Genomic DNA, 16,599 nt, shown 5'->3' with positions numbered 1-16,599 from the left:
CGTCTCAAGAATCAGGTCCGGCGGCAACTGAACCATCGTAATCGTGGTGTCTATGACCGTGTCCGTATACGGCAGCGTCCACTCCGCACCATCATCCGAAAACACCCGAAAACCGTTGTTCGGATTGTAGTTGACGTAACTACCGATGTTCCGTACCCGCAGTGCAAAGGTGTGCTCCGCTCCCGCCTGCAACAGGGTGTCGTCGTAGCTGTTCGTCACGTGGTCAAGAACCACCTCGGTCACCTGACCCTCGGCTCCCCCCATCCAGACGGCCAGCAGCAGCACCAGCAAAATCCACGTCCGCCTCATGGTAGACTCCTTCGTGCCCATGCCATTCACCAACCTGACGAAACCAGTCAGGCATTGCTGCTATCCAAAGAGGGGAACCGACACCCCTTCGGAAACGACCACCCTGCGGCGTACAGCGCTGAAACGAGGGGATCCAGGTTAAGTAACTGTTGACGTGTGCTTTGGCGGCTACGCGCTGCTCCCGAGGGGAGACTCAGTGCCGGTGTGTCCCTGAAAGTCGGATCCGGCCAGCGTCTTCCCCGTCACAATGGCGGTTATCCGTTAACCTCTGTCAATCTGCCTACCGAACGGGAGACCGTTGCAAGTGCGAAGATATCACGATGCGGCAACGCTGGCGAAAGGCTGCCAGCCAAGGTGTTGCAGTCCCCCGGTGCCACACACAAAATAATGAATCCTGCCCTCACTGCAAGGAAAAAATCGTCCGGCTGGTCGATTATTGCCCCGCGTTGAGCCGCGACATTAGCGTCTTTGGGCCGTGTTTCTCTCGACGCAGCCGAGCCGTAACGCAAAGGGGCGCAGGCTCGTGGAGTCGCACCGGGGGCGAGCCGTCAGGCACGAACGGGCGGCCGGGATAAGAAAAAGGCGCCGCCGCACACGATGCGGCGACGCCCCACAAAGGGTCCCACACAAGGAGAGGAGTGACCAGCTAATCCGCTACTTTTTGTCCGGAGTGCTGCACGGGGCTTGCTTTCTGCTCGGCCAACTCGACTTTTGGCATGTCCAGTTGCTTGCGCAGGAGGTCAACGTAGTCATTGATCAGGCGGTACTTATTGCTGAACGCATCGCTGCGCGTGAACGACAGTGACAACTGCTCCTTGGCGCTCAGCATCGATTTCGACCGTCGGAACGCATCTCGTTCCACGCCAACGCGCGGGCCGGAGACAGACGCGCGATCACCGTCCATTTGAGGCGGGGAAAGGGCAGCCTTCCGCGCATAGAACGTAACCGCTGTCTGTGCTTTTTCTATATCCGAGCGGACAATCTTCAAAATCTCTGCTTCGAAACGGTTCACGTTTGCCGTATTCCCTTTAAGAACGGCATCGTGCCAAAGATCGATGTGGTGCGAGAGGTTCTCAATCATCATCTCGATCTCAGTCGAAGTCTGGGCAGCTTCATGCGCGGGTTTCGGCTTATCGGCGCGGGCGGGATTGCTTCCGGCCAGAACTATCGCCGATCCGAGCACGAGCAGGATCAGGACCAAGCCTACCATTGTCCTCTTTTGCATGGCATCTCCCTTCGGTTTCAATTCCGTGACAGACTGTCCAGTTTCAAATGCCGTGCCTGAAGGTACAAGCTATTCTTTGACAGAGAGTTGCGCGCTTTGGTCGACCGCCGAAATATGGGCCGATTCATATCACCAATGGGGATTCTCCAACAGTGTCAGGCGGCAGGGCGGCACAGGACCCGGGGCCCTGCGGCTTCCGGCGGCGAAGGCGGGCAGTACCAGACAAGAAGGCCCGCCGGGGCAGGGCATCACGGTCAGGAAGCTGCCGGCGGGCAGACGGATTCAGACGGGTGGCCTGAGACGGAAGGGCCTATACCCTGACTTTCTTCTCCGTGTAGTTGTTTACAATTGCGAACGAGAGGTACTCGAGCTCCATCGACATGTTCTCATCTCTCAGGTAGACATCGAGCGGAACTTTGAGGTTGACGGGCGCGAAATTCAAGATCGCCTTGATTCCGGCTTTCACGACGTCATCAACGATGTACTGGGCGACGGTCGCAGGTACTGCTACAACCACCATCTCGATGCGGGCTTCCTTGAGCTCTTTCTCCAAGTACTTGATGTCGGAAATTACGATGCCCTTGTGGTTGGAACCGATCTTGCGCTGGTCATTGTCGAACAACTTGACTATTTGAAACCCCTGTTTGGCGAATTCCTTGTAGCTGACCAGCGCCGAGCCGATGTTGCCCACCCCGATCAGGGCCACCCGCCAAGTGCGGTTGATACCGAGAATAGCCGAAATCTGCAGCCTGAGTTCGCTGACCGGGTAGCCAAGTCCCCTGGTGCCGAATGACCCGAAGAACGAAAGGTCCTTGCGTACCTGCGCCGGTGTCAGCTTCTCGCGTTTGGCCAGTTCCTTGGAGGAGACCGTCTCGCCACCTTCCTTCTCAAGCAGGAAAAGCGCCCGGTAGTACAGAGAAAGGCGGTGTATGGTAGATTCGGAGATGCGTTTGTTGCCTATCGCAGCCGCCAGCCGATTGGTGTTGTTAACCATAACCTCTTAGTACATAACATATGTGAAAAGGTTCACAAAGAACATACTTCGCTAATCCGCCTTGTCAAGGGAAAACTGCGACCAATGTTCGTCAAAATTGACCTCAATTATCGCCGATTGTATCCCGGACGGCCACCGAAATCCCGCCAGTGTTTCAGGGCACAATTCTGCGGACTACGGCCGAAGACAGGCGGGCCAGTATCTCGTAGTTGATCGTCTGCGCCCATTCACCAAGTTGTTCCGCGGTCACCTGCTCGCGGCCATCCCGCCCAATCAGTGTGGCGACATCCCCCAACGCGGCTCCCTTGTTGTCAGTTACATCCGCCATCGTGATGTTCATACAGACCCGGCCCCTCACTGGAGACCGCCGGCCACGGATTAGAACATGAGAGCGGTTGGAAAGGAAGCGATCGTATCCGTCCCAATAGCCCACCGGCAGAACAGCCAGCCGGGCGGGAGCGCTGGTCCGATAGGTACAGCCGTAACCTACAAAGCTGTCGACGGCCAACCTCTTCAGTTGCGTGATGCGGGTTTTCCAGGAAAGCACCGGGGCAAAGATGTCGTCCGTTCCCCCCTGAAGCCGGTAAGTGAGGTAGGTTTCCTTTGAAGGCCAGTGCCCGTACACGGCAATGCCCGGCCGGACCAGATCCAGGCGGGTCTTGTCGAACAAAATGAGAGCTGCCGAGGCCGCCGTGTGGCGCAATTTCGGTTTTATGCCCAGACGTGTCATGGCCGCGACCAGGCGATGAAAGTTCTTTAGCTGGTACTCGGCATACTCATGGCTCGTCGTGTCCTCAATGTTGGCAAAGTGCGTACTGGCGCCCTGCGGACCGCCAAGGCTCGGGTATTTCTTGTAAATGGCTGCAAAAGCCGGCAACTCCGTCTCCAGTATCCCCTGGCGGTTGGTCCCTGTTTCCAGCTTAACGTGAGTGGGGATTCTCGTTCCGGCTTTCGCGGCAAGCCTGCCCAGACCGGTCAGGGATTCTCTGGTGAAGACGACCGGTTCCAGGCGGTACTGGAGAACGGCCTCGAGACTGTCGGTAGGGACCAGACCAAGGACCATGATTTTTCGGGACCAGCCCGCATCACGAGAGGCAATGGCCTCCTCGAGGGAGTGCACGGTGAGATACTCGACGTCACGGCGCGGCTCCAGGAGGCTGACGATATCCGGCAGTCCGTGACCGTAGGCGTTGGCTTTGACCGATACGGCCATTTGCCGCCCGCCGGCCAGTCTGGTCAGGCTGTCAAGGTTCCTGTACAGGGCCGAGCGCGACAACTCAATCCACGTGAGCGGGGAGTCAAGCTTCATGATGCGATTTATAGCAGCGGTGCACTGCAGTGACAACAAAAAGATTCAGACGGGAGGAACCTCACCTCGGCCCGAAACCGTGTCGAAAACGTGAGGCCGGTCTGACCGTCAGGCGTACCGGACCATCAGTTCCTCGATCACTCTCATGTGGCCCTGCTCAAACCCGGCCAGTTGCGTGAAGATCTTCCTGCCTTCCTCAGAGTCAGCACGAGCGATTTCGCGACTGTAGGTACCATAAGCCTCTTCTTCCAGTCGGTAGGCAATCTCGAGGAGGGTCCGGACCGAGACGGCGTCCTGAACTTCAGACATGAGTTCGCGGTGCGAGGCCATCATGTCTTCGGGAATCTCAGGCAGCCCCTCTCCCTTGAGGATATCAGCCGTACTGACCCACTTCTCGCTCCGCACCAGGGAATCGTGCTGACGCTCCAGAATATGGAAGTGCTCCTTTTCCTCGTGCGCCAGCTTTGCAAGAATGTCCTTGAACGACGATGCCTCGGCCTTGGCGGCCGCCGTTATGTAGAACACATAGGCCGCGGCCTCGGCCTTGATGCCGGCACTGAGTGCCTGGAGGGTCTCGCCCTTTACCGGTGTCATGGTAATACCTTCTTCCTCGGTTCTATGCTCCCGCTCCTGATCCCGGAGCGATGGTCAGGCCAAGTTACACGGTCTGCGGGCATTGTCAACCCGCCATGTTCGCGAACCAAACGCCCTCCGGTCACGGCCGGCCGGGGCTGGATGCCCCGGCGCGGTTGCCGATATATTTAATGGAAGGGAAACAGCCAGCCGCTAAACAGAAGGATATCATGAACACTTCCTATTTCCTGAGTACAGTGGTACAACATCTGCGCGACCGGTACCTCAGCCTGGCCCGGTACGGCCTCGAACAGGGCAACACGCAGACCACCACACCTGCTGCCCCCGAGGAAGAAACGGCGGCACCCGAGACCGTCGATCGCTATGAGCCATCGGTTCCGGTCGACTCCGAGAAAGCACCTCTGCCCTCGATGACCCCGGACGTGCCGCCGCCCCAGGGTGAAATGCCGACGGAGGAACCTGAGGCTATCTACTACTACCGGCGTCAGGCCCGGCTGGACTACAAGCTTGACCTTCGATTCGATCTGAACGCGGTAGTGCAGACGGCGCGGCAACTGGCCAACGAGGAAACACCGATGCTCGACCAATTCGCAGCCGCCGGATTTGGTCTTAGCACAGACTTTGCCGTCTCCGGGAAACAGACTGTCGATTCCTATGACAGCACCCGCGAGGCCGGCGGCAACACCCACGCCAGAGAATCGGTCTCGGCAAAGTCCAAACAGGCAGGTTCATTGCAGGTCCGGGACCGCGACTTCGCCCTTCAGTCCTTCTACCGGGAGGCAGTCAAGGTTCGTCGGTCAATCGACGTCAAGGAGCACGGCCACCACCAACGGACCGTGAACAAGTTTGCCCTTCGCTTCCACGTCGACAACCGGTTCAGCTTTGCCTTCGCGGATCGCTTTCACGCGCAGACCCGGCGGGTCGCGGCGCAATGCCCCGATCATATGGGCAGTTACCTGGATACCGCCGGAGGAGTCGCGCTGCAAGGCACGTCCGAGATGATGGCTACGTTCTTTGACACCGTGGACGGTTACCTGAGTGAAACCGAGGAAAACCTTCTTCGGTCAATCGTAGCCTCGTTTGACGCTGCCGCCGAGGAGTTGGGATTTGCAGGCGCCCACGTGGATCTGGTCCGAGAGCAATTGACCGAGAGCATCGAGACCTTTTTTGACCGGGTCGGCTCCGTGCTGGACGCGGTAGAATCACGCTTCGTACCGGCCCGAACCGAGGTCGAGACCGTTCCTGAACCGGCCGAGTCGCTCCCGGCCGATTACACGAGTCCGGCCGTGGCTGAGGACAAGGGGTTGCTTACGGTCGCCTGAGCGCGCCGACACGGGCCAATCTTGACAGCGCGGTCCGGCCTGCCCTTTTGAGGGCACAGACGGTTCCGGCCGCGTACGTGCGGTGCGCAAATTTCCCTTGATATGGCCGCGGCTCTTTCACTTTCTTACGTCGCTGGATGAAAGAGACAATACTACAGAACCTGACCGAACTGCACGGTCAGATCGCTGATGCCTGCGAAGCGTACGATAGAGATATGGATGACATCACTATCGTCGCAGTCACCAAGACCCACCCTCCCGGAATCATCAGGACGGTCGTCGCCTGCGGCATTCACAACATTGGGGAAAGCCGCCTGCAGGAGGCGGAGCCCAAAATACAGGAGGTCGGTCCCATCGCCCGTTTCCACCTGGTCGGGCACCTTCAGACCAACAAGGTCAAGAAGGCGGTGGATCTGTTTGACGTCATCCAATCCGTGGACTCACCGCGACTGGCGGCGGAAATCAACCGGCGGGCGGCCGAAGCCGACCGCGTCATCGAATGCTACGTGCAGGTCAACACGTCCGGCGAGGAACAGAAGTCCGGGGTTGAACCGGACGACGCCCTCGGGCTGCTGGAGCAGATCCTGCCCTTACCCAACGTCAATGTCTCCGGCCTGATGACCGTTGGACCGCTGACCGACGACGAGGCCCGAATCGGGGCGGCTTTCGCGCGCTGCCGGAAACTCTTCGAGAAGGGTCGGTCTCTTGCGGGCGATCAGTTCGACGTGCTCTCAATGGGGATGACGGGAGACTTTCCGATTGCGATCCGCGAAGGTTCGACGATGATACGCATCGGCACCGGCATTTTCGGCCCCCGTCCGCCCCGCGATTAGGGCACTCAAGCCCTTCCCGCCTGCCCGGTCGGGCTGGCAACTCCCTGAAAAGGATTGAAATAACTCGCGATTCCCGGGCGCCGGCCCAACCGCTGTTTTTCTCTGATTCCGGTTAAGATTTCCGAGGGCGGTACGATAACTATACTGTAGTACCGTTTTGAAACTGCTCGATTTTCGAACACCGGGACACGGGCGGTTTGCCTGACGGGACAGAGACCTGTAACAAGTGAGAGTGAATATGGACCTGACGCCGAATGATATTCGGAACTACGAGTTTCCGACGCAACTCCGTGGCTACGAGAAGGATGCCGTTGACGAGTGCATGGAGCAGGTTGCCGCCTCCCTTGAAACGGCCAAGCAGGAGAATCTCCGGCTGTCGATGGAAATCGAGTCACTCAAAAGTCAACTGGCCGGTCTGAAGCAGTTCGAGGATACCATCAAGAACGCCGCTATCGACGCCCGCCGCAACGCCGACATTACCATGGCCAACGCCAGGCAGGAAGGCGAGTCTCTTCTGGCCCAGGCCAAGAAGGAAGCGGAAAACGTGCTCGAAATCCGGTCCCGGCAAATCACCGATATCGAGGAAAAAGTCGCCCAGCTCAATCTGACCAAGAAGTCCTATATGTCCAAGCTAAAGGGCCTGATAAGCTCACACCTGGAGCTTGTCGAAGAAATCGCCCAGTCTACGCCCACGCGTACTGACGAGGACGCCCTGGATATCACGGACTCAGCCGAGGTGCAGGCGAAAACTCGCGAGACAATTGCCACACCGCCCTCCAGGCAGGAGGGGATAAAGACCGAAGAAGCCAACGCTCCCGGCGAAATCAGACCGGTCATGCCGGATGAGGAGATGGAGGCTCTGGCCGGGCAGCCGCCAGAGGAGCAAACCGCAGAAATCGAGAAAGCGATAGATCCTGAGCTGGCCGCCGCGCTGGAGAGCTACAAGAGATCGGCGCGATTACAACCGGCCGAGGAGGAAGAACCGGCAGTCGCCCCCACCCCGGCACCGGGCGCCGTGGTCGAGACGACCAAACGGGCCGAGGATATCCCGAACGGTTTCGTGGCACACGGAGCCGAAGAGAAGAACAAATCCACCGATAAGATCGGGCTGGCGCCGGAAGCCCAGGACCAGCCGACTGAGCACAACGTCATAGACATGGATAACTCCGCGCCCAAGGAGCAGCCGGGCGCCCCGGACAACATAGCGGACGACCTTGACGAGGTGGCCCGGAAGTTCGAAGAGGAAATGGACAAGGCTGCCAAAAGCTAACCTACCCACCCACGTTTGTAAGTAAAGGCCGGCCCACCGTTCCCGCAGGGTCGGTCTTTTTTTTCACCAAGATTTTAGTTCAGGCGGCACAGCAGACTGTTATATTCGTGGTACTTGCTCGGACATAGCGATCATAAGGAGGATCATGGATGGCACGGGAAGGTACGCATACCTGGGATGAAATCCACACCATGCTGGATGAAGCGACCGGCTACGTAAAAAGCCGGGTTGCACTTGAGCCGAAGATCGGCATTATCCTCGGCACCGGCCTGGGCTCGCTCGTCGACGGCATTGAGATGGTCGGCACCGTCGACTACGAGAAGATCCCCCATTTCCCGGTCTCGACGGTCGAGTCGCACGCCGGCAGGCTGCTTTTCGGCAACCTGAAGGGAAAACCGGTGGTGTGCATGCAGGGCAGATTTCACTACTACGAGGGGTACGCCATGCAGCAGATCGCCTTCCCGGTGCGGGTGATGAAGAAGCTCGGCGTACAGAGCCTGATCGTCTCGAACGCCGCCGGCGGCCTGAACCCCAACTTCAAACCGGGCGACATCATGCTGATCAAAGACCACATCAACTTCTTCCCGGACAACCCCCTGATCGGGCCGAACGACAACGAATGGGGCGACCGCTTCCCGGACATGTTCGAGGTCTACAACTGCCAGTATCAGCAACTGGCCAAACAGATCGCCCTGGACCAGAAACTTCGCCTCCAGGTGGGTGTGTATCTCGGCCTGACCGGACCATGCCTGGAGACGGCCGCAGAGTACCGCATGTTCCGCACGCTCGGCGCCGATGCCGTGGGCATGTCGACGGTGCCGGAAGTAATTGCAGCGCATCACCAGAAGACCAAAGTCCTGGCGTTCTCGATCATCACCGACATGGGGCTGGCCGACAACATGCATCCCTGTTCACTCGAGGACGTAATCGGCACCGCCTCGCGGACCGAGCCGCAACTTCGCAACCTGATCGCCGGCTGCGTCAAATGGATGGAGGTGTGAGGGCAGAAAGAAACCGTGGCGCACCGCTTTGTGCTACGTGAGCCCGCGGCACGATTTAGACGGAGTCCTCGCTCAGCGAGGTATTAGCAGTAGGAGACGGCCATGAAACAATCACTCGGCGCTACAACACTGGTTTTCCCGACGCCCGTCTGGGTGATCGGGACATACAATAAGGACGGCAAACCCAACGTCATGACCGCCGCCTGGGGCGGGGTGTGCTGCTCGAAACCCCCTTGCGTGACCGTCTCGCTTCGAGAGGCCACGTATTCCTTCGGCAACCTCATGGCGCGCAAGGCCTTTACGGTCAGTATCCCGTCTGAAACCTACATCAAAGAAGCTGACTACATCGGCATTGCCTCCGGGCGGGACGAGGACAAGTTCGCCACCACCGGGCTGACCCCGGTCAAAAGCGAGCTTGTGGATGCCCCCTACGTGGCGGAGTTTCCGTGGATTCTGGAGTGCCGGATCATCCACACGCACGAGATCGGGCTGCACACGCAATTCATCGGCGAGATCATGGATGTCAAGATCGAGGAAGGGATGCTCAAGGGAAAAGGCGTCCCCGACGTTGAAAAGGTGAAGGCCTGCCTGTTTGCGCCGGGAATCAGGAAATACTACGGAGTGGGTAAATATCTCGGGGACGGCTATTCGCTTGGCCACAGGTTAATGAAGACCGAGTAGGAATTGCCGCGTATTCTCTCTCTGCTTGCCCCGACGTGCCGTTTTAGAATGTAATTGATCAGGGACTCGTTTCAGCCTATGGTGGAAGCATGAAAAGCGCGCGACGTCTGCAGGACCTGAGATCAGTGGGCAAGGCGACTGTCAAGAGCCTGGCGGCCATTGGCATAACGGAAGTCGAGCATCTGAGGGGGCAGGACGCGCGCCGGCTACGCCGGCGGCTTGAGGCTGTCACCGGTGGGCGAGTCGATCCGTGCCTTCAGGACGTTTTCCAGGCGGCCATCGCACAGGCAGAGAATCCTGAACTGCCGCCGGACAAATGCCGGTGGTACTACTGGTCGAAAATCCGCAAGGCGCGTCTCGAACGCTAAGGCTTACCCCACAGCCCCTGTCGTGTCGGCACGGTCATCGACTTGCGGGTTCCGAAACCCACCGTTTTTTCGTCAGCTTGCTTTCACACCGCGATTTCCTGATATTGCCGGACCCGGAAGAACCGACCAGTGAGGAGACCTATGGCCACTGAAAAACAAGCCGGACCCAAACCTATTGCGCAGCGAGCCGACATCGAAGAGCGGTACACGTGGGACCTGACCGATATCTTCGCGGATGACGATGCCTGGGAGACGGAATACCGGAGTGTCCGGAAGGAAATTGACCGGGCCCGCGAATTTGCCGGCCGGCTGGCCCAATCCCCGGCCCTTATGTACGATTGCCTGAAGACCCGCGCCGAGTTGTCCCGCCGCCTGTTCAACCTTGTCCATTACGCCTATCTCAGCAAGGATCTCGACAACCGCGTTTCCCGGTATCAGGCCATGAACGAGCGCGCGGCGGCCCTGGGCGCCCAGGCCGGCGCGGCCTTTGCCTTTATCGAGCCGGAACTGCTCACTATCGACGAGAACAAGCTGCTGGAAATGTCCGGGCAGTTCGAGAAAACCGACGAGTTCGATTTTTACGTCCGCGAGTTGATCCGTTCGCGGGCCCACGTGCGGTCCGAGGAAGTGGAAGAGGTGTTAGCCAACTCAGCCATGGTGTCCCGAGGCCCGGGGTCGATTTTCACCATGCTCGATGATGCCGACCTGACTTACCCGACCATCAAGGACGAGCAGGGAGCCGAGGTTCCGCTCACCAAGCAGCGGTTCGCCAAATTCCTGGAGTCGCCGGACCGGCGGGTGCGGCGGGACGCCAGCGCCGGGTTTTACTCGGCCTACAAGGACCACGTCAACACTATCGGCGCCTCGCTGACTTCATCCGTCAATGCGGACGTGTTCTACACGCGGGCACGGCGCTACGATAATTGCCTGCACGCGGCGCTCGACGGAGACAATATCCCGCTGTCCGTGTACCACTCGCTGCTGGATACGACCGAGGCGAACCTGGCCGCCCTGCACGCCTATACGGCGCTGCGAAAGAGAATACTCAAGCTCGACGAAATCGCACCGTACGACCTGCATTGCCCGCTCTTTCCCGAGCAGGACTACGAGGTGAGCTACGGCGATGCCGTTCAGCGCGTCCTTCAGGCCGTCCAACCGTTCGGCGGGACGTACACCGAGCAACTGCGGACCACTTTTGACAGCCGCTGGGTGGACGTCTTTGAAACCCAGGGGAAGGGGAGCGGTGCCTACAGTTCGGGTAACTACTCGGTTCACCCGTACGTGCTGATGAACTACAACGACACGGTGGACAACATGTTCACCCTGGCCCACGAGATGGGCCACGCCATGCACAGCTTCCTGGCCTGCCGCACCCAGCCGTACCCCAAGTCGCACTATTCTATCTTCGTGGCCGAGGTGGCCTCGACCCTGAACGAGGGCCTGCTGCTGGAACTCCTGCTGGGCAAGGCGCGCGACAAAGCCGAGCGGCTGTACCTGCTTAACCGGTACCTGGACAACACGACGGGGACTTTCTTCCGACAGATCATGTATGCCCGCTTTGAGCTGGATATCCATGAGAAAGTCGAACAAGGCGGAGCGCTCTCCCCTGAGATAATGAACAAGATGTGGGCGGAACTGGCTCAAAAGTACTTCGGCCCCGAACTGAAGCTCGACGACCACGAGCAGTACAAATGGGCGCGCATCCCGCACTTCTATACCGGCTACTACGTCTACCAGTACGCGACGTCGTACGCGGCATCCCAGGCCATACTCGATAAGTTCACCCAAGGCGAAGAGGGCATCGTCGACCGCTACCTCGAGCTGCTCTCGGCCGGCGGAAGGGACCATCCCATTGAGTTGCTGAAAGCGTGCGGTGTCGATATGTCCACGCCAGGGCCGGTGGAGGCGACGATCCGCACGTTTGCCGAGAAAGTCGCCGAGGCGGACCGGTTAACGCGGGAATAAAGTACTGGCAAGGCTCGAATAAACCGCCCGTTCGAGGGTAATACAGACAGAAGGAGAAAAAAGAAAATGACATACGTGCCACCGGGAGGGGCGGGGGGCGCAGCGATCGCTGCGGCAATTGCCCAGGCCACGAAAGCGTCGGGTGCCATCGTCAAGCTGGACCCGGCTGAGTTCGTCAAGATTCTCAATCGAATAGATAGTCCTCTGGTCGTGACCGCCCGAGGGGGCTTCCTCGGCAAGAAATTCAATTACCTGACCAGCTATAAGGGTTTGTTCTTCTATACGTCCTCACCCCAGCCCATCCAGTACCCCTCGAAGACCGAGTTCGTAGCCGCCAAGAAGATCTGGGTTCCGAACTGATCGGGGCGGAAACGCCGCCGCCAACTCGAACGGATGCGGCAAACGGGCGATTGTTCGCGGGGGCAACTGGATGTAACTGATTGTCAGGCCTAAACGCCGGCACCCTGCCTGCCGAAATTACTTTACAAAAACAGCACTCTGGGGTAAATTAGGCGGCTAATGAGGATTCGGGTCCATGAAGTTCAGTACTTACAAAGAAGGATTCTCACTTCCGAAGGCCGAAGAGCGCATTCTAGAGTTCTGGGATGCGGAAAAGGTCTTCGAGAAGGCCCACGCAGCGGCCGAAAACTGGCCGGAGTTCGTGTTCTACGAAGGCCCGCCCACGGCTAACGGCCGACCCGGCATTCACCACATTCTCTCCCGTACCGTAAAGGACTTAGTCTGCCGCTACAAGGCCATGCAGGGCTTCCGCGTGGACCGGAAAGCCGGCTGGGACACACACGGCCTGCCGGTGGAAATCGAGGTCGAAAAGGCGCTGGGGCTTGACAGCAAGGCCAAGGTTATCGAGTACGGGATCGACAGGTTCAATCAGAAGTGTCGCGAATCCGTCTTCAAATACGTGAAAGAATGGGACCAGCTTACCCGACGTATCGGCTACTGGCTCGACCTGGACGACGCCTACGTCACGCTGACCAATGACTATATCGAATCGGTCTGGTGGATTCTCAAGACCCTGTTTGACCGCGATCTGATTTATAAAGGCTATAAGATCATGCCCTTCTGCCCCCGCTGCGGCACCGGGCTGTCGTCACACGAGGTTGCCCAGGGCTACGAGATGATCAAGGACCCGTCGATCTTCGTGAAAGTCAAGGCGGCCGACGGTGATTTCAGCTACCTGGTGTGGACCACCACGCCCTGGACCCTGCCGTCAAACGCCGCCCTGTGCATGCATCCGGATGCCTACTACGTGATGGTAGAGCACGAGGGAGAGAAACTGGTGCTGGCCGAAGCGCTCGTGCACCGGGTGTTCGGAGAGTCGCCGAAGGTCCTTGAGCGCATGACGGGGGCGGAGTTTCTCAAGAGAAGGTACGAGCCGCTGTTCGACATTTACCCGGACATGGCGGACCAGGCGTACTTCGTGATCAACGGTGACTTTGTTACGCTTGACGACGGCACCGGCATCGTCCACATCGCACCGGGGTTCGGCGCCGACGACTACGAGGTGGGACAGCAGTACGGCCTGCCGGTGCTCCAGGCCATTGATCCCAACGGGATTTTCAAGGATAACGCCGGAAAGTACGCCGGGATGTTCATCAAGGACGCCGATCCCGTGATCACCGAGGATCTGGCCGCGGCAGGGCGGCTTTTCAGAAAGGAAATCTACGAGCACAGCTACCCGTTCTGCTGGCGCTGCGACTCCCCGCTGATCTACATCGCGCGGCAATCCTGGTACATCAAGACCACGCTGTTCAAGGAACAGCTTATCAGGAACAATGACCTGATCAACTGGTACCCGGATGAGATCCGCACCGGCCGCATGCAGAACTGGCTGGAGAACAATGTAGACTGGGCCCTGTCGAGGGAGCGTTTCTGGGGAACGCCGCTGCCCATCTGGATCTGCGATGAGGCGGAGTGCGGCAAGGCGCGCGCCGTCGGCTCGATCCGGCAGCTGCGCGAGGAAGGTCTTGACGTGCCGGACGAAATCGACCTGCACAAGCCGTTCATCGACTCGGTCAGACTCCGCTGCGACTGCGGCGGGACCATGACACGAGTGCCGGAACTGATCGACGTCTGGTTTGACAGCGGATCGATGCCATACGCGCAGTGGCACTATCCCTTCGAGAACGAGGAGCTTTTCAGGCGGAAATACCCGGCCGAATTCATCTCGGAAGGGGTTGACCAGACCCGCGGCTGGTTCTATGTCCTGCTGGCGATTTCAACCATGCTGTTCGACCAGCCGCCGTTTAAGAACGTCATCGTGTTTGAGTTCATCCTCGACAAAGAAGGCAAGAAGATGTCCAAGCACAAAGGCAACGTCGTCGACCCCTTCGATACCGTCAACGAGTACGGCGCGGACCCGGTCCGGTGGTACCTCGTCTCCACCTCCAGTCCCTGGCTGCCGACGCGGTTTGACACCGACGGCCTGGCTGAGGTAATCCGCAAGTACTTCGATACCCTGCGCAACACGTACTCGTTCTTTGCCATATATGCCAACATCGATGACGTTCTGGACGGCGCCGCAGCGGCCGGCCTTTCGGTAGAGAAGTACCTTGAATCGAAAGCGGGCGAGAGCGACCGGTTTGACCTCTGGATTATGTCGAGGTACCACAGCCTGGTGAAGGAAGTGGCGGCGTGCCTTGACCGCTACGAAATCACCCGCCCGGTGCGCCTGATACAGCATTTCGTCATCGAGGACCTGTCCAACTGGTACGTCCGTAACAACCGCCGCCGCTTCTGGGCGAAAGCGGATGACCCGTCCAAGATGCGGGCCTACCTGACCCTCTACCGCGTGCTCGAAGGTGTATGCCGCCTGTCTGCGCCCGTCTCGCCATTCATCTCAGAGTTGATCTGGAAGGAACTGCACGGTGAAGATCGGGCCAGGTTTGGTGCTCCCCTCTCGGTTCACATGGCGGCCTATCCAAAAGCCGACGAGTCGTGCATCAACGCCGAACTCGAGGAGACGATGGGGCTGGCTGCAAAGGTGGTCTCGCTGGGGCGGGCGGCCCGGTCACGCAAGAACCTCAAGGTACGCCAGCCGCTTTCCCGGCTGATCGTAGGTATTCCTTCCGACAAGAGCACGGCCAGGCTCGAGGACTGCCTGGATATCATCAGGGACCAGCTGAATATCAAGGCCGTCGAAACCACGAGCGGGCTGGACCAGTACGTCAGCTACTCGGCCAGACTGAATTTCCGGATCGCCGGGCCCAGGTTAAGCCAGGATGCCAAGGAGGTCGGCCGCATGGTCGAAGCGCTGAATTCTTCCGATGTCCAGCGGTTCGTACAGGCCAGAGAGCTCAAGCTGCAGCTTGACGGCGGGCGCACGGTCATGCTCAAGCCCGACGAGGTCGAGGTAAACCGCAACGAACGAGAAGGCTACGCCGTAGAGAGTGATGGTCACGTGACGGTCGCCCTGGCCACGGAACTGAGCGAGGACCTTGTTGACGAAGGATTTGCCAGGGAGATTGTCAACAAGATCCAGAACATGCGCAAGACGTCCGGTTTTGAAGTAACGGACCGGATCCGCGTACGCGTAAACTCCACGCGTCGTCTCAACACAGCCGCCTCGAGGTACGACGAGTTCATACGCCGGGAGACGCTGGCGCAGGAGATGGAAGTCACGGAGAAGGACGAGCTTGACGGCGGCACCGAGTGGAACGTAAACGGAGAAAAGGCAGTCATTTCGGTGGAGAAAGTGTGACAAGGAGGACCAATGAGAAAGTCCGACTTGAAAAGGTATGAAACCATGCTGCTGAAAAAGCGGGAGGAGATGCTCCGGGAGATGGGCTACGTGGGTGACACCCATGCCGCCTCCACTCTCAAGGAAGCGACCGGCGACCTGTCTTCACACTCGTATCACATGGCCGACCAGGGCACCGACCACATGGAGCGCGAGATGGCCTTCATGTTTGCCTCCAAGTCGGGCCGGCTGGTGTACCATATCGACGAGGCGCTGCAGCGAATCAAGGACGGCACGTACGGGAAGTGTGAGAGCTGCGGCAAGCAGATAGGTGCCGATCGCCTCAAGGCAGTCCCGCACGCCAGAATGTGCATCGAGTGCAAGTCAGTCGAAGAGGAACGCCAAGCTGGGCGTCGTTAGACCACACCGACTGCTCTGGACCACCGGCACCATCCTGGGCGTGGTCGTTATCGACCTGGTGACCAAGTACTGGGCGGTAGCGGCTCTGAGTTCCAAGCCCCCCGTTCACGTCATCGGTACGCTCGTCATGTTGTCCCTGGTGTACAACAAAGGCGGGGCCATGGGCACCGATATCGGCTCATCCGGTTACTACCTGGTTGTTTCCCTGGCCATTCTGCCGGTGCTTATCTACTACATGTACCGCCACCGTGACGAGCTTTCGCTGTCCCTGCCGCTGGCCTTCATTATCGGTGGCGCGATCGGGAATCTTATTGACCGCATTCGTCTGGGTCGGGTAGTTGATTTCCTGGACGTGGATTTCTTTGACCTCAGCCTGTTTGGGTATAGCATAGAACGGTGGTGGACGTTTAACGTGGCCGACGCCTGTATCAGCGTCGCCATCGTCTACTTGCTGTTAAGGACCTTGATCCTGCGACCGCAGCGGCCGATCACACGGCCGTTCCCTGAACCCCCCGGGCCGCCGTTGCAGGGCGGCGATCACTGACAGGGCTGCCAGACCGGCCGGCGTGTCTGCCGCTGACACATTCCGCTTCCAAATTCCGGCGAAAATA

At 58.9% G+C, this 16,599-nt stretch carries 16 protein-coding genes; 11 read left to right on the top strand and 5 right to left on the bottom strand.

From position 1 onward, the window contains the following. The 5 genes from VMY05_00710 to VMY05_00690 all read right to left on the bottom strand — a co-directional run. Nucleotides 1-330: hypothetical protein (locus VMY05_00710; protein HUV29597.1), on the bottom strand; the 330-nt coding region annotated here is incomplete at its 3' end. A gap of 625 nt (nt 331-955) precedes the next feature. Beyond that, the gene (locus VMY05_00705; GenBank protein ID HUV29596.1) at nt 956-1,510 is read right to left on the bottom strand and encodes a hypothetical protein; all 555 of its coding nucleotides are present in this window, start codon (nt 1,508-1,510) and stop codon (nt 956-958) included. A gap of 334 nt (nt 1,511-1,844) precedes the next feature. Further along, nucleotides 1,845-2,528 carry a redox-sensing transcriptional repressor Rex gene (locus tag VMY05_00700; GenBank protein HUV29595.1) on the bottom strand — a complete coding sequence of 228 codons (684 nt, stop codon included), beginning with the start codon at nt 2,526-2,528 and terminating at the stop codon, nt 1,845-1,847. A 154-nt stretch (nt 2,529-2,682) separates the two neighbouring features. After that, the gene (alr, locus tag VMY05_00695; protein ID HUV29594.1) at nt 2,683-3,837 is read right to left on the bottom strand and encodes an alanine racemase; all 1,155 of its coding nucleotides are present in this window, start codon (nt 3,835-3,837) and stop codon (nt 2,683-2,685) included. A gap of 108 nt (nt 3,838-3,945) precedes the next feature. Further along, nucleotides 3,946-4,431, bottom strand: a complete 486-nt coding sequence (locus VMY05_00690) for a ferritin family protein (GenBank protein HUV29593.1) — start codon at nt 4,429-4,431, stop codon at nt 3,946-3,948. A gap of 209 nt (nt 4,432-4,640) precedes the next feature. On the opposite strand from VMY05_00690, the gene VMY05_00685 reads away from it, so the two are divergent. The 11 genes from VMY05_00685 to lspA all read left to right on the top strand — a co-directional run bounded on the left by VMY05_00685 (nt 4,641) and on the right by lspA (nt 16,532). After that, a complete protein-coding gene (locus VMY05_00685) occupies nt 4,641-5,753 on the top strand; it encodes a hypothetical protein (protein ID HUV29592.1) in 1,113 nt (370 codons plus the stop codon). Between the two features lie 137 nt (nt 5,754-5,890). Next, complete coding sequence (locus tag VMY05_00680) at nt 5,891-6,586, top strand: YggS family pyridoxal phosphate-dependent enzyme (GenBank protein ID HUV29591.1); 696 nt, start codon at nt 5,891-5,893, stop codon at nt 6,584-6,586. Nucleotides 6,587-6,824: 238 nt separating this feature from the next. Continuing rightward, nucleotides 6,825-7,856: a DivIVA domain-containing protein gene (locus VMY05_00675; GenBank protein ID HUV29590.1), complete on the top strand. Its 1,032-nt coding sequence runs from the start codon at nt 6,825-6,827 to the stop codon at nt 7,854-7,856. Between the two features lie 149 nt (nt 7,857-8,005). After that, the gene (locus tag VMY05_00670) at nt 8,006-8,857 is read left to right on the top strand and encodes a purine-nucleoside phosphorylase (protein HUV29589.1); all 852 of its coding nucleotides are present in this window, start codon (nt 8,006-8,008) and stop codon (nt 8,855-8,857) included. Between the two features lie 102 nt (nt 8,858-8,959). After that, complete coding sequence (locus VMY05_00665) at nt 8,960-9,538, top strand: flavin reductase family protein (protein ID HUV29588.1); 579 nt, start codon at nt 8,960-8,962, stop codon at nt 9,536-9,538. 89 nt (nt 9,539-9,627) lie between these two features. Continuing rightward, the gene (locus VMY05_00660; protein ID HUV29587.1) at nt 9,628-9,906 is read left to right on the top strand and encodes a helix-hairpin-helix domain-containing protein; all 279 of its coding nucleotides are present in this window, start codon (nt 9,628-9,630) and stop codon (nt 9,904-9,906) included. Between the two features lie 141 nt (nt 9,907-10,047). Beyond that, nucleotides 10,048-11,871, top strand: a complete 1,824-nt coding sequence (gene pepF, locus VMY05_00655; protein ID HUV29586.1) for an oligoendopeptidase F — start codon at nt 10,048-10,050, stop codon at nt 11,869-11,871. 66 nt (nt 11,872-11,937) lie between these two features. Beyond that, nucleotides 11,938-12,231 (top strand): hypothetical protein, encoded by a 294-nt coding sequence (locus VMY05_00650; GenBank protein HUV29585.1) that lies wholly within the window; start codon nt 11,938-11,940, stop codon nt 12,229-12,231. 175 nt (nt 12,232-12,406) lie between these two features. Beyond that, on the top strand, nt 12,407-15,589 hold the full coding sequence (gene ileS, locus VMY05_00645; GenBank protein HUV29584.1) for an isoleucine--tRNA ligase: 3,183 nt from the start codon (nt 12,407-12,409) through the stop codon (nt 15,587-15,589). Between the two features lie 12 nt (nt 15,590-15,601). Continuing rightward, nucleotides 15,602-15,988, top strand: a complete 387-nt coding sequence (locus VMY05_00640) for a TraR/DksA C4-type zinc finger protein (protein ID HUV29583.1) — start codon at nt 15,602-15,604, stop codon at nt 15,986-15,988. Continuing rightward, nucleotides 15,900-16,532 carry a signal peptidase II gene (gene lspA, locus VMY05_00635; protein HUV29582.1) on the top strand — a complete coding sequence of 211 codons (633 nt, stop codon included), beginning with the start codon at nt 15,900-15,902 and terminating at the stop codon, nt 16,530-16,532. Before VMY05_00640 ends, lspA begins: the two co-directional genes overlap by 89 nt. The last annotated feature ends 67 nt before the right edge of the window (nt 16,533-16,599 follow it).

The sequence above is a fragment of the Acidobacteriota bacterium genome (assembly GCA_035529075.1).
Classification (GTDB): domain Bacteria; phylum Zixibacteria; class MSB-5A5; order GN15; family FEB-12; genus DATKXK01.
Note: the sequence above shows the minus strand (reverse complement) of the source record. Positions and strands in the feature narration are given on the sequence as shown.